Here is a 14,287-nt window from a genome sequence, read left to right as displayed (position 1 = left end):
CTTTCATGGCGCACCGTCGGCGGCGCCCTCGGGACGGCGCGGCAGGTGCAGCGAAAAGGTCGAACCGGTGCCGATCACGCTGGCCACGTCCACCGAACCGCCCAGCAGCTGCGCCAGCTGGCGGCACAGCGGCAGCCCCAGGCCGGTGCCCTTGGCGCCAGCCTGCAGCGGATGGGCGATCTGGCTGAACTCCTCGAAAATCAGTTGCAGGTTGTCGGCCTCGATGCCGATGCCGGTGTCGCTGACGGTGAAGGTGAGCTGGTCGCCGCCGTCGTCGTGCAGCGCCACCGTCACCTGGCCGGTCTGGGTGAACTTGAGCGCGTTGGAGATGAAGTTGCGCAGGATCTGCGCCACCTTGGGCTCGTCCGACAGCAGCAGGCAAGGCGCCGCCGGCGCGACGAACACCAGCTCGACGTCGGGATTGCGCGTCAAGGGCCGCAGCATGCCCTTGAGGGTGCTGAACAAATTGTCGATGTCGATCGGCGCGATCGTCAGTTCGACCTTGCCCGCCTCGATCTTTGCCAGGTCCAGCAGGTCGTTGACCAGCTCCGACAGATCGAAGGCGGCGCTGGCGATGAAGCCGACCTGGCGCTCCTGCTCGGGGGTCAGGTCGCCGTCCATGCGGTCGAGCAGCAGCTTGGCCAGCGCGCGGATCGAGCTCAGTGGCGTGCGCAGTTCGTGGCTGGTGTTGGACAGGAAGCGCGATTTCATTTCGTCGGCCTTGCGCAGGCGCTCGGCCTTTTCCTCGATCTCGGCGTACAGCGCCACCACGCCGCGGTTGGTGTCCTCCAGCTCGCGCGTGAGCGCCAGCAGGTCGTCCTGGCGCTCGCGCAGCTCGGCCAGCGCGGCGCCCAGCTCGCGGTTTTGCTGCTGCATCTCCGAATACGTGTTCTGCACCGGGCTGGCCGCCAGCTCGGCGCCGAGTCCGGCCAGGCCGGCGGCGTCGATGCGCTGGCCGGCCGGCAGGTCCTTGCGCATGACCACCGTCAGGCCGCCGCCGGCCGCGTGTTCGACCTCGCAGTCGTCCATCAGCCGCCGGGCGGTGACGATGGCGTTGTCGAACTGCGCCGCCGCCGATTCCATCTCGACGCCTGCCGCAGACACCAGCGGCGTGAAAGCCGACAGGGAACCCTGCGCCGGCACCGGCCGCGCCTCGGCGCGGATCGACACCGTCAATTGCGCCACCGGCCCGCGCTGGTCGAGCGCGAACTGCCCGCGCCCGCCGGACAACCGGCCGTAGGCGCAGCGCGCCACCTCGGAGACCGCCGTCGCGACCCGCACCTGGTCCTGCACGCCGAAGCCGAGCAGGCCGGAGATCTGGCGCGCGCGCTGGCGCACCAGCACCACGTCAGGCTCGCTGTCGATGCCAACTTGCAGGATGCGGGTAAGCGACATCAACGTTCTCCAGGACAGCGTTGCACCAACACGCAGGCGTCGTCGCGCGCGCGCGCATGATCGCGCAGCAGCACCGCCGCCACGATGGACGGATCGCACGCGGCCAGGCCCGGATACTGAGCCAGGTCCCACTGCGTGGCGATGCCGTCGCTGGCCAGGATCACCAGCGCGCCGGGCGGGCATGGCAGCACGAACTCCTGCACCTTGCGGATGTTATGGCCGACGATGCCATTGTGCGACATCATCTGGCGGCGCTCCTCGCCGTCGATCACACAAGCGCCGATGTTGCCGACGCCGGCGAAGGACAGCTGGCGCGCCTCCAGGTCCAGCAGCGCGATCGCCTGCGCCGCGCCGCGCGTGGGCCGCAGCGCCGCGTGGCATACCTCGATCTGCTGCGCCGGACGCATGCCCGGCTGCAGCGCCATCGCGTCGACGGCGGCGCGGCCGGCCTTGGCCGCCTCCGGCCCGTGTCCCAGGCCGTCGACCACCATCAGCGCGATGGCGTGCCGCTGGCGCGCCACCAGCCAGGCGTCGCCGCTTTCCGTTTCGCCGGCCAGCGGCAGGCAAACGGCGCCCGATAAGGACCGGGACGGCGCCGGCGCCGGCGATATCGCCCCCGCGCCGGCGCGCGGCCACAGCCGCATGCAAAACACCGCGCCCTTGCCCGGCACCGCATACACGTCGAATTCGTCGGCCAGGCGGCGCATCGCCCCCAGGCCGGTGCCGGCGGTGCCGGCGCTGGAGACGCCGTCGCGCAACGCCTGGCCCAGGTTGGCGATGCCGGGTCCCTTGTCGAGCGCCAGAATCTCAACGCCGGCGCTGTCGCCGCTAAACACCGGCAATAGCGCGATGCGCCCTTCGCCGGCGTGCTTGAGGATGTTGGTGGCGGCCTCGCTGATGACGATGGCCACCTGGCCGCTGCGCACATCGTCGAAGCCGGCGTCCTGCGCCATGCGCTGGCCGCAACGGCGGGCGCTGGCGATATCACTCGGATGAACAATTGAAAACCACTGCTGGCCGTCGAACGAACTGGCTATTTTTTCCATTTGACGACCGCCACGGCGGTGCCCTCTCCACTGCGTGAATCGATGTCGAATTCGTCAACAAGTCTTTTGGCGCCGCCCAGGCCGAGGCCCAGGCCGCCGCCGCTGGTGAAACCGTCGCGCAGCGCCTGCGCGATGTCGGCGATGCCGGGACCGTCGTCGGCGAACACCAGCCGCAATCCCTGGCGCACGCCGTCGGTCAGCTCCTGCGCGACAACCATGCCGCCGCCGCCATATTTAATGGTGTTGCGCGCCAGCTCGCTGGCGGCCGTCACCAGCTTGGTCTGCTCGACCAGGCTCAGTTTGAGCGCCAGCGCGTGCTCGCGCACCACCCGGCGCACGGCCACGACATGCTCGTCGGTACGCAACGGCAAGGTCTGGCTGGCGCGCACCATGCGGTCCGCTTCCAGCAACGGCGAGGCGAAGCGGACCGGGTCCGCTGACGACGCACCGTTCATTGATAACTCTTGCCGAGCAGCGCCATGCCTTTTTCGACATTGAGCGCGGTTTTCACGCCCGGCAGGGTCAACCCCAGCTCGACCAGCGTGATGGCGACGGCCGGCTGCATGCCGACGAGCACCGTCTGGGCATCGAGCACGCGCGCCATCGCCGCCGTGTTGCTGATCATGCGGCCGATGAAGGAGTCGACCAGGTCGAGCGCGGAAATATCGATCAGCACGCCCTTGGCCTGGTCCTTGACGATGCGCTCGGTCAGGTCGTCCTGCAGGGTCATGGCCAGGCGGTCATGCATGTCGACCTGGATCGTCACCAGCAGCAGGTCGCCGATACGCAGAATAGGTATGCGTTCCATCGGCGCCTCAGGCTTTGCGGGAGATGGTCGAGCCGACCCGCGCCAGCGCCACGATGAAGGCGTCGGCCAGGGTCGCCTTGGTGACGACGTCGTCCAGGTTCACGCCCAGGTGGACGATGGTTTGGGCGATCTGCGGGCGGATGCCGCTGATGATGCAGTCGGCGCCCATCAGGCGGGCGGCGGCGATGGTCTTCATCAAGTGCTGGGCCACCAGGGTGTCGACGGTCGGCACGCCGGTGATGTCGATGATGGCGATGGCGGCGCCGGTTTCGACGATCTTCTCGAGCAGGCTCTCCATCACCACCTGGGTGCGGGCGCTGTCGAGGGTGCCGATCAGCGGCAGCGCCAGGATGTCGGTCCACAGCTTGACGACCGGGGTCGACAACTCCAGCAGCTCCTGCTGCTGGCGCACGATGATCTGGTCGCGGCTCTTCTGGAACACCTCGATGGTGAAAAGGCCCAACTTGTCGAGCAGGGTGCTAACGTTCCACAGCGCCTCGGCCAGCAGTTCCGGCTCGGACGCCAGCGACTGGCGCAGGCTGCCGAACAGCGACTGCTTGAGCGAGAACACGAAGGTGGCGGTCTCGCTCGGGGTCGAACCCTGCTTGGCGCGCTGGCCGGAGATTTCGGTCAACTGGTCGCGCACCTCGTCCCAGGCGCGGCCTTCGATGCTGTCGAAGCCGCCGTTCAGCGTCGCTTCGGGCAGCAAGGTCAGCAACTGGCGGCAGTGGCGGCGCAGTTGTTCCTGCGAAGCGCTGTCGCTGCGAAATGCCATGCTTTCCAGATTTGCGATCCAGTCGGCGCCGATCTCGGCCTGGTGCTGTTGAATCAGGGCGCTGATACGGCGCGCGTTGTCGTTGGTGGTCATCAAATCCCCGGAGGTTGTCGTGCAAATTAAATAATAGCAACTAATAGTACCAAAGCATTGCGGCTTTTCGATGTTCAATTGACCACGCGCGCGGCCGCTGCGCAGGCAGCATAACAGGCGGACGAGTAGTGCGGCGGGGAAACCGAAGGAATATTCGAATCTTCAGGTGGCGTCGTGAAAGATGACGCCCAAGGTATGGCGCACCGCGATGGTGCGCGCGCCTGCGCCGGCGCCGGCCTCGGTTGCTGCCACCGCGCGCACCCGGCTCACGCCGTGACGCATGGCCACCCGGTAAACGCCGCGCGTGCCTTGCACCGGACGGTGGGTGACCGGGAAAATCACCATGTCGCCGCGCCGCAGCGGCACCACCTCGACCCGCGACTGCATGCGCGGGCGCTGCTCGGTCAGCACGAACTCGCCGCCGTCGAAATCCTTGCCCGGTTCGCTGAGCAAAACCGCCGCCTGCAGCGGGAACACGTGCTCGCCGTACAGGTCCTGGTGCAGGCAGTTGTAGTCCCCCGCCGCGTATTGCAGTAGCAGCGGCGTCGGACGGTTCTGGCCGGCGGCGTGGCAGCGCGCCAGGAAGTCGGCGTGGTCGGCCGGGAAGCGGGTGTCGATGTCCAGCGCCTCGTGCCAGCGGTTGGCGATGGCGGCCAGCGGCCCATACAGCGCCTGCCGCAGCGCCGAGATCATCGACGGCAGCGGGTAGCGGAAGTATTGGTATTCGCCGCTGCCGAAGCCGTGCCGCGCCATCACCACGCGGCTGCGGAACAGCTGCGGCTGCGCGTACTGCGCGGCCATGGCGACGCTTTCGTCGGCGGTCAGCATGCCGGGGACGATGGCGTAGCCATGCGCGGTGAGCTCGTCGGCGATGGCTTGCCAGTCCAGCCCCGCCACGTGCACGGCGATCCCGGCGGCCGCGCCCACGGCGCGGCGGGCGTTGGCCATCGCCAGCGCGCCGGGTGCCGGATCGGTGGCGGCCGCGGGGTCGCTGGCGATGGCCGCCGCCGGCGCGGCTTGGGAGGTTGTTGGTCCGGCCGGCGCCACGCCGACCGGCGGCGCCTTGCGCGGCTGGCGTTCCGGCGCGCCGGCGCTGAAGTCGAATTCGCCGTTATTGCTACTCATTGCCCAGCCTTTCCCGGTCCAACAGCGCCGCCTTGCGGTCCACGCCCCAGCGGTAGCCGGAAATCGCGCCATCGTTGCGCACCACCCGGTGGCAAGGAATCGCCACCGCCAGCGCGTTGGCCGCGCAGGCGCCGGCCACCGCGCGCGCCCCCTTGGGCACGCCCACCAGCTCCGCCAGCTCGGCATAGCTGACCGTGCGCCCGGCAGGTATTTCGCGCAACACCTGCCACACCCGCTGCTGGAACGCCGTCCCGCGCACGTCGAGCGGCAGATCGAGGCCGATCCCGGGCCGTTCGACCATGCCCACCACGCGCGAGACCACCTGCTCGTACTCCGCTTCGGCGCCGATCAGCTCCGCCTTGGGAAAGCGGTCCTGCAGGTCGCGCACCAGGAAATCCGGATCGTCGTCGATCAGGATCGCGCAGATGCCCTGCGCCGTGCTGGCCACCAGGATCGCGCCCAGCGAACAGGCGGCGATGGCGAAGCGGATCACCGTGCCGGCGCCGCCGGCGCGGAAGGCGGTCGGCGTCATGCCCAGCACCGCCGGCGAACTGGCGTAGAAACGGCCGCTGGAATTGAAGCCGGCATCGTAGATCGCCTCGGTGACCGTGGCCTGGCGCGTCAAGCCGTCCTGCACCCGCCGCGCGCGCCGCGCCTGGGCGTAGGCTTTCGGGGTGATCCCGGTGACCGCCTTGAACAGCCGGTGGAAATGGAAGCGGCTGACGCCGACGGCGGCGGCCAGGCGGTCCAGGTCCGGCGCCTCGTCGGCGGCGTCGATCAGGCGGCAGGCCTCGGCCACCAGCGCGGCGCGGCGCTCGGCCAGCGGCGGCTGTTCGGGCTTGCAGCGCAGGCAGGGCCGGAAACCGGCTTGCAGCGCCGCCTCGCGGCTGTCGTGGAACGCCACGTTCTTGCGCAAGGCCGGCCGCGCCCCGCACGACGGCCGGCAGTACACCCCGGTGCTGCGCACCGAATACCAGAACACGCCGTCGGCGCCGGCGTCGCGCCGCTGCACCGCCGTCCAGCGCGACTGCTCGTCGGCGTAGCCCGTCTCGGTCGCCTTGTGTATTAACTTGTCCATCGCGGACTCCATCGTTGAATTGGAATGGTGTCATCCTATCGGGGGACGGACGGGGACGCACTCCAGCTCTTGCTTTTGAATTGTACCCGTGCCGATGCTAAAATGCCCCGCTCCGCCGCCTGCGGAGGCGCGCCAGGAGAACCCGTTTGGACGATCAAAGCGATCAGCAACAACAAGAACATCCCTCGCCGGCCAGCCCGGACGGCATCCCTATCTTCCAGCGCATCAAAGACCATTTGCTGGCGCAGATCGCCGCCGGCGTCTGGAAGGAAGGCGACGTGATCCCGTCCGAACAGGCGCTGGTCAAACAATTCGGCGTCTCCCGCATGACCGTCAACCGCGCCGTGCGCGAACTGACGGCCGAACAGGTGCTCACGCGCCGCCAGGGCTCCGGCACCTACGTCGCCCAGCAAAAATACCAGGCCACGCTGGTGGAGATCAAATCGATCGCCGACGAGGTGCGCGCGCGCGGCCACGTCCACCGCAGCAGCCTGCAGCAGCTCGAGCGCGCCAAGGCCAGCGACCTGATGGCCAAGCAGTTCGACCTGCCGGCCGGCCACCCGCTGTTCCATTCGGTGATCATCCACTTCGAGAACGGCGTGCCGATCCAGGTCGAGGACCGCTGGGTCAACCCGCTGTGCGCGCCCGACTACATGGAGCAGGACTTCGCCAGCACCACCCCCAACGAATACCTGATGAAGGCGGCCCCGCTGCAGGGCGCCACCTACAGCATCGAGGCGCTGGCCACGCCGCGCGACATCGCCGACATGCTGGCCATCGACACCCGGCAAGCCTGCCTGGTGCTCAAGCGCCAGACCCTGTCGGGCGGGCGCATCGCCAGCATCGCCACCATGTGGCACCCCGGCCACCGCTACCAGTTCGCCGGCAGCTTCGCGCAATAGCCGGAGCGTGACTCCCAGTCGGCAAGTCGCGGCACGCGCCGCTTTCTCACCGAATGTCACACGCGCGGGCCGCAACAGGGCGTTTTCATGCCCAAAATGTGTCTTTTTCGGGGTGCGACGCCCCTCGCACGCAGCAATTCCCTTCTTTTCTTATCGATGCGATCACAGCGGTTAAAACTGCTATAGTTGGCTGCCTCCAGGCACCCACTGTCATCGGAAAGGGAAGCTCTTGTCGCACAGCCGTCCCCGCGTTTTCCCGAGTTCCTGGCGCCGTTTGCCGCGCCTGGCGGCGGCGCTCGTCCTGCTGCTTGCCAGCGCGGCGCCGGGCGCGCAGGCGGCCGAGAAAGTCACCATCCAGTTCAAATGGCGGCACCAGTTCCAGTTCGCCGGCTACTACGCCGCGCAGGACCAGGGCTACTACCGCGACGCCGGCCTCGATGTCACCCTGGCCGAGGCGGTGCCGGGCAGCGATCCGCTGCAAAACGTCGCCGGCGGCCGCGCCCAGTACGGCGTCGGCAACACCGGCTTGCTGCTGGCGCGCGGCGCCGGCCAGCCGGTGGTGGTGCTGGCCTCGATCTTCCAGCATTCCGGCGCGGCGCTGCTGGTGCGCCATGGCCCCGACGGCAAGCCGCGGCCCTGGGCCGGCAGCCGCATCATGCTGGCGCCGAACAACGAAGAGTTGACCGTCTACCTGAAAAAACTGGGGGTGCGCAGCGACAGCATGGTCCAGTTGACCCACACCCATGGCTACGACGAACTGCTGCAGGGCCGCGTCGACGCCATGTCGGCCTACACCACGGAGGCGCCGTTCGTGCTCGAACGCGCCAACGTCTCCTACGAGATCCAGTCGCCGCGCGCCATCGGCCTCGATTTCTACGGCGACGTGCTGTACACCACCGAGAGCGAATTGCGCGAACATCCGGCGCGCGCGCGGGCGCTGCGCGAGGCGACCCTGCGCGGCTGGCGCTACGCCATGGCCCACCAGGGCGAAATCGCCGACCTGATACGGGCCCGCTACCCGGAGCGCAACAGCCGCGAGCTGCTGATGTTCGAGGCGCGCCAGATCGCCGCGCTGCTGGAGCAGGACCTGGTCGAACCGGGCTACAGCAACCCGGAACGCTGGAGCGCCATCGCCCGCGCCTACGCCCAGCAAGGCATGCTGCCGGCCGACTTCAAGCTCGAGGGCTTCCTGTACCAGCCGCAGGGGTCGAGCCGGATGCTGCGCTACGGCGGCTTCGCGCTCGGCGCGCTGCTGCTGCTGGTGACTGCGGGCGGCGCCTGGCGCCTGCGCAAGCAAGCGGCCGCGTTGTGCGCCGCGCGCACCGAACAAAACAGCGCCGAACGCCTCGCCGGCCTGGCGCTGGAAGGCTCCGGCGCCGGCATGTGGGAATGGCGCATCGACTCCGGCGCGCTCAAACTGTCGGCGCGCTATTGCGAACTGCTCGGCTACGACGGCGGCCACGGAACGTCCGCCACGACGACACCGGCCCGGCCGCTGGCGCAACCGTTCGCGCAATCGATGGAACAATGGCGCGGCCACGTCCATCCCGACGACCTGCCGCAGGTCGAACGCGGCATCCAGGATTGCCTGGGCGCGGCGCCCGAGGGCAACGTCCAGATCAACAGCGAACACCGCATGCGCTGCAAGAACGGCGCCTGGAAGTGGGTGCTCATGCGCGGCATGGTGGTCGAGCGCGACGGCGCCGGCCGGCCGCTGCGCGCGGTCGGCACCTTGGCCGACATCAGCGACCGCGCCGCCGCCGAGCAGGCGCGCCTGTGCGCGGTGGTCGACGCCACCCCGGGCGCGGTGCTGATCGCCGACAAGAGCGGGCGCGTGCGCCACGCCAACCCGGCCTGCGCCGCCAGCTTCGGCTACGACGGCGACATGGCCGGGCGCTCGGTCGACCACCTGGCGCCGGAGGCGATGCGCAGCAACGGCCGCGGGCGCGAGCTGTTCGCCCGCCCCAACCTGCCGGGGCGTGTGCTGAGCGCGCACCGCGCCGACGGCAGCACCTTCCCGGCCATGGTGCATATCTCGCAGGTGGAGCTGGGCGGCCAGGAGCTGGTGATCATGGCGCTGCGCGACATGACCCAGCGCCAGCGCGCCGAGGAGGCGCTGCAGGCCAGCTCCGAGCGCTACCGCCTGATCGTGCAGACCGCCGCCGAGGGCATCTGGATGAGCGACGCCGACGACCGCACCACCTTCGTCAATCCGACCATGGCGCGCATGCTCGATTACGACGTCGAGCAGATCATGGGCCGCGCCATGACCGACTTCATGGACGCCGACGGCCGTGCGCAGCTGCACCACCACCTGCAACGGCGCCTGGCCGGCGAGGCGATCCAGGGCGACGTCAGCTTCCGCCGCAGCGACGGCACCACCGTCTGGTGCCTGCTGTCGACCACCGTCATCAATTCCGACGCCGGCCACTACGCCGGCACCCTGGCCATGCTGACCGATATCACGGCGCGCCGCCAGGCCGAGGGCGCGCTGCGCGGCTCGAGCCAGCGCCTGGCGTCGATCTTCAACGCCGTCACCAACGGCCTGGTGATGGTCGACGGTAACGGCGCCATCCTCGAACGCAACGCCGCCGCAGCGCGCATGCTGGCGCACGCGCTGCCGATCGAGCCCGGGGGCGCGAACGGCGGCGCCGATGATGGCGGCGGCGGCGGTGGTCTCTGGTGCGGCGTGCGCGAGGACGGCACCCGCTTCGACGCCGCCAGCCACCCGGTGCGCCTGGCCATCGTCACCGGCCTGTCGGTGCGCGACGTGGTGATGGGCATCGCCCAGCCCGACGGCGCGCTGCACTGGCTGTCGATCAACGCCGAACCGATTCCCGACCAGGGCGGCGCCGTGCCGCTGGTGGTGGCCAGCCTGACCGACATCACCGACCGCAAACGCGGTGAGGACGCGCTGCGCGAGTTGAACGAGCACCTGGAGGAGCGCGTGGCCCGGCGCACCCGTGAGCTCGACCAGGCGCGCCAGGTGGCCGAGGAGGCCAGCCAGACCAAGGGCCAGTTCCTGGCCAATATGAGCCACGAGATCCGCACGCCGATGAACGGCGTGATCGGCATGGCCTACCTGGCGCTCAAGACCGACCTCGATCCGCGCCAGCGCGACTATCTGGAGAAGATCCGCTTCGCCGGCGAACACCTGCTGGGCATCATCGACGACATCCTCGACATCTCCAAGATCGAGGCCGGCAAGCTGGCCATCGAGCAGGTCGACTTCGCGCTCGAACACGTGATCCAGACCCTGACCACGGTGGTTGCCCCCAAGGCCGCCAGCCGCGAGCTGGAACTGGTGTTCGACCTCGATCCGAACCTGCCCAAGGTGCTGCGCGGCGACCCGCTGCGGCTCGGCCAGGTGCTGATCAACTACACCAACAACGCCATCAAGTTCAGCGAAAAGGGCCGCATCGACGTGCGCGTGCGCCAGGTCGTCGGCGACGCCACCGGCTGCCTGCTGCGCTTCGAGGTGAGCGATTGCGGCATCGGCCTGTCCGAGGGCGAGATCGACAAGCTGTTCCAGTCGTTCCAGCAGGCCGACACCTCCACCACGCGCGAATACGGCGGCACCGGCCTGGGCCTGTCGATCTGCAAGCAGCTGGCGCAGCTGATGGGCGGCGAGGTCGGGGTGCGCAGCCGGCCCGGCCACGGCAGCACCTTCTGGTTCACCGCGCGCCTGGGCGTGTCGAGCGCCAGCGTGCCGGCGCTGATCGACCGCGTCAAGGACGCCGCCGCCGAGCTGCTGGCGTCCTCGCGCAGCGCGGCGGTGATGGCCGCGCTCAAGAACGCCCGCATCCTGCTGGTCGAGGACAACACCTTCAACCAGCAGATCGCGCTGGAAATGCTCGAGGAGGTAGGCTCGTCGGTGTGCCTGGCCGCCAACGGCATGGAGGCGCTCGAGCTGCTGCGCCAGACCGCCTTCGACTGCGTGCTGATGGACGTGCAGATGCCGCTGATGGACGGCCTGGAGGCGACCCGCCGCATCCGCGCCGACCCGCGCCTGGCCGCCATCCGGGTGCTGGCCATGACGGCCACCGCCACCAGCGAGGACCGGGTGCGCTGCATCGAGGCCGGCATGGACGATTTCATCTCCAAGCCGATCCAGCCGGCGCTGATGTACCAGACCATCGCCAACTGGCTGCCGGAACGCGACGCGGCGCGCGAACGGCCGCCGGCGCCGGCGCGGCCGGCCTTCAAGACCACGCTGGGCGGCGATCCGGCGGTGATCGACCTGTCGATCCTGGCCAAGCTGCTGGGCTACCACCCGCACAAGGTGCGCAAGTTCGCCTTCAAGTTCCTGCAAAACAGCCAGGACGTCATCACCCGCATGGAGGCGGCGCTCAAGCGCGGCGACATGACGACGGTGCGCGACCTGAGCCACCGTTTGAAGTCCCCGGCGCGCACCGTCGGCGCGCTGGGCATGGGCGAGCTGCTGCTCGAGCTGGAGGAGCTGCCGCTGGACGATGCGGCCGGCGCGGCCAGGGCGCAGGCGCTGCTGGCCGAGCTGTGGCCGCTGCTGGAAAAGATCACCGAGCAGATCATGACCAACACCACCTTCGCCGACGACAATTGAGCCCTTTCGACATTCCGCCGCACATTTTTAAAAAATGGGTTATTATTTCAGCCATCCCCGCCTGCCGACCTTGTTGCCATCCCATCCAAGACATTGAATTCGCGCAATTGGCCACCATCTGTTGTCGGTAACCGGCAACGTTGTAGGCGATTGCGGACAACATGGCATAATCTCCAGGCGTTATTGACCCACACAGACCTCGATTGAGGAATATATGAGCGAAAATATCAAACACATCACCGATACTTCTTTTGACGCCGACGTGCTGAAGTCCGACCGCCCCGTGCTGGTCGACTTCTGGGCCGAATGGTGCGGTCCTTGCAAGAGCATCGCCCCGATCCTGGAAGAAGTGGCCAAGGAATACGACGGCAAGATCCTGATCGCCAAGATGGACGTCGATGCGAACCAGGCAGTCCCCGCCAAGTTCGGCATCCGCGGCATCCCGACCCTGATCCTGTTCAAGAACGGCGTTCCCGCCGCTCAAAAAGTCGGCGCGATGGCAAAAGGTCAACTGACTTCTTTCATCGACAGTAATATCTAAGTACGATAGTATTTGCCTGCATCGACGGCGCCGCGCCCGCGGCACCGTCGGTTATCCGGCAGAAAACGATGGCCCGGCCAGACCGCAGCCCGTTTTATAATTAAACAGACAACACCACGCAGTTCCCTCCCCTACCTTTACTTTCCCGTCACGGGACACTCAACACATATGCATCTATCTGAATTAAAGGCCCTACACGTCTCGGCATTGCTGGAGATGGCCATCGGTCTTGATATCGACAACGCGGCGCGTCTGCGCAAACAGGAACTGATGTTCGCGATCCTGAAAAAGCGCGCGAAATCCGGTGAACAGATCTTCGGCGACGGCGCCCTCGAAGTGCTGCCCGACGGCTTCGGCTTCCTGCGCTCGCCGGACGCCAGCTACATGGCCTCCACCGACGATATCTACATTTCCCCTTCCCAGATCCGCCGCTTCAACCTGCACACGGGCGATTCGATCGAGGGCGAAGTGCGTACCCCAAAAGATGGCGAGCGCTACTTCGCGCTGGTCAAGGTCGACAAGGTCAACGGCGAATCGCCGGAAGCCTCGAAGCACCGCATATTGTTCGAGAACCTGACGCCGCTGCATCCGAACGAGCCGCTGCGCCTGGAACGTGACATCAACGGCACCGAAAACATCACCGGCCGCATCGTCGACCTGATCGCGCCGATCGGCAAGGGCCAGCGCGGCCTGCTGGTGGCGTCGCCGAAATCCGGTAAATCGGTCCTGCTGCAACACATCGCCCACGCGATCACCTCCAACCACCCGGATGTGACCCTGATCGTGCTGCTGATCGACGAACGTCCTGAAGAAGTGACCGAGATGCAGCGCTCGGTGCGCGGCGAAGTGGTCGCCTCGACCTTCGACGAACCGGCCACCCGCCACGTGCAGGTCGCCGAGATGGTGCTGGAAAAAGCCAAGCGCCTGGTCGAAATGAAAAAAGACGTGGTCATCCTGCTGGACTCGATCACCCGCCTGGCGCGCGCCTACAACACCGTGATCCCTGCCTCGGGCAAGGTATTGACCGGTGGTGTCGACGCCAACGCGCTGCAGCGTCCGAAGCGTTTCTTCGGCGCGGCCCGTAACATCGAAGAAGGCGGTTCGCTGACCATCGTCGCCACCGCGCTGATCGAAACCGGTTCGCGCATGGATGACGTGATCTACGAGGAATTCAAGGGTACCGGCAACATGGAGGTGCACCTGGAGCGCCGCCTGGCCGAGAAGCGCGTCTACCCGGCGATCAACCTGAACAAATCGGGCACCCGCCGCGAGGAACTGCTGATCAAGCCGGACCAGCTGCAGAAGATCTGGATCCTGCGCAAGTTGCTGTACTCGATGGACGAGATCGAGGCGATGGAGTTCATCCTGGACAAAATGAAGGCAACGAAGAACAATGGAGAATTCTTCGACATGATGAGGCGCGGCGGGTAATACCCCCTCCCCACCATGACAAACAGGCAACCTCGGTTGCCTGTTTCCGTTTACGGCTGTATAATCCCCGGTCGCACTATCCAAACCACTGGCAAGTGATCGGCAATCGGGTCAAGAAGCAGCATCGACCGACGAAGTGCTGTTTGGCTACCAAACCTACCGAGACTTAAACATGAAACCAGAAATCCATCCAGAATACCGCGACGTTGTCTTCCACGACCTGTCGTGCGACTTCAAATTCGTCACCCGTTCGACCATCCAGACCCGCGAAAAAATCCAGCACGAAGGTAAAGAATACCCGCTGGTCAAAATCGAGGTGTCGGCTGAATCGCACCCGTTCTACACCGGTAAGCACAAAATCGTCGACACCGCTGGCCGCGTTGAGAAATTCCGCCAGAAATTCGGCGCCGTCGGTTCGAAGACCCAAGTCGCCCAAGGTTAATTCCTTCCCGCGATCAAAAAAAGCAGCCTCTGGCTGCTTTTTTTGTTTGTCGGCCTCGCCTGCCGCCGG

Annotated in this window: 12 protein-coding genes; 5 read left to right on the top strand and 7 right to left on the bottom strand. The window is 67.1% G+C overall.

The window, feature by feature from the left end; all coding sequences use genetic code 11:
* Positions 1-3: 3 nt before the first annotated feature.
* From AC0IYS_RS04255 to ada, 7 genes are all read right to left on the bottom strand, one after another.
* Positions 4-1,395, bottom strand: coding sequence for an ATP-binding protein (locus AC0IYS_RS04255; protein ID WP_471704001.1), 1,392 nt, complete (start codon positions 1,393-1,395; stop codon positions 4-6).
* The gene (locus tag AC0IYS_RS04250) at positions 1,395-2,441 is read right to left on the bottom strand and encodes an ATP-binding protein (RefSeq protein WP_471704000.1); all 1,047 of its coding nucleotides are present in this window, start codon (positions 2,439-2,441) and stop codon (positions 1,395-1,397) included. Before AC0IYS_RS04250 ends, AC0IYS_RS04255 begins: the two co-directional genes overlap by 1 nt.
* The gene (locus AC0IYS_RS04245; RefSeq protein WP_471703999.1) at positions 2,429-2,896 is read right to left on the bottom strand and encodes an ATP-binding protein; all 468 of its coding nucleotides are present in this window, start codon (positions 2,894-2,896) and stop codon (positions 2,429-2,431) included. The genes AC0IYS_RS04250 and AC0IYS_RS04245 overlap by 13 nt, the downstream gene beginning before the upstream one ends.
* Positions 2,893-3,249, bottom strand: a complete 357-nt coding sequence (locus AC0IYS_RS04240) for an STAS domain-containing protein (protein ID WP_090317440.1) — start codon at positions 3,247-3,249, stop codon at positions 2,893-2,895. The genes AC0IYS_RS04245 and AC0IYS_RS04240 overlap by 4 nt, the downstream gene beginning before the upstream one ends.
* 7 nt (positions 3,250-3,256) lie before the next feature.
* Positions 3,257-4,117: an STAS domain-containing protein gene (locus AC0IYS_RS04235; RefSeq protein ID WP_471703998.1), complete on the bottom strand. Its 861-nt coding sequence runs from the start codon at positions 4,115-4,117 to the stop codon at positions 3,257-3,259.
* A gap of 162 nt (positions 4,118-4,279) precedes the next feature.
* Entirely contained in the window at positions 4,280-5,065 is a 786-nt protein-coding gene (locus AC0IYS_RS04230; protein WP_471708791.1) for a 2OG-Fe(II) oxygenase, read from the bottom strand.
* Positions 5,066-5,234: 169 nt separating this feature from the next.
* Entirely contained in the window at positions 5,235-6,320 is a 1,086-nt protein-coding gene (gene ada / locus AC0IYS_RS04225) for a bifunctional DNA-binding transcriptional regulator/O6-methylguanine-DNA methyltransferase Ada (protein ID WP_471703997.1), read from the bottom strand.
* 206 nt (positions 6,321-6,526) lie between these two features.
* On the opposite strand from ada, the gene hutC reads away from it, so the two are divergent.
* The 5 genes from hutC (at position 6,527) to AC0IYS_RS04200 (ending at position 14,218) form a co-directional block, all read left to right on the top strand.
* A complete protein-coding gene (gene hutC / locus AC0IYS_RS04220; RefSeq protein WP_471708790.1) occupies positions 6,527-7,222 on the top strand; it encodes a histidine utilization repressor in 696 nt (231 codons plus the stop codon).
* Between the two features lie 229 nt (positions 7,223-7,451).
* On the top strand, positions 7,452-11,804 hold the full coding sequence (locus tag AC0IYS_RS04215; protein WP_471703996.1) for a PAS domain S-box protein: 4,353 nt from the start codon (positions 7,452-7,454) through the stop codon (positions 11,802-11,804).
* Between the two features lie 214 nt (positions 11,805-12,018).
* On the top strand, positions 12,019-12,345 hold the full coding sequence (trxA, locus tag AC0IYS_RS04210; RefSeq protein WP_471703995.1) for a thioredoxin TrxA: 327 nt from the start codon (positions 12,019-12,021) through the stop codon (positions 12,343-12,345).
* Between the two features lie 168 nt (positions 12,346-12,513).
* The gene (rho, locus tag AC0IYS_RS04205) at positions 12,514-13,776 is read left to right on the top strand and encodes a transcription termination factor Rho (protein ID WP_471703994.1); all 1,263 of its coding nucleotides are present in this window, start codon (positions 12,514-12,516) and stop codon (positions 13,774-13,776) included.
* Positions 13,777-13,948: 172 nt separating this feature from the next.
* The gene (locus tag AC0IYS_RS04200) at positions 13,949-14,218 is read left to right on the top strand and encodes a type B 50S ribosomal protein L31 (protein ID WP_090317457.1); all 270 of its coding nucleotides are present in this window, start codon (positions 13,949-13,951) and stop codon (positions 14,216-14,218) included.
* The last annotated feature ends 69 nt before the right edge of the window (positions 14,219-14,287 follow it).

This window comes from Duganella sp. AC237 (assembly GCF_979254035.1).
Note: the sequence above shows the minus strand (reverse complement) of the source record. Positions and strands in the feature narration are given on the sequence as shown.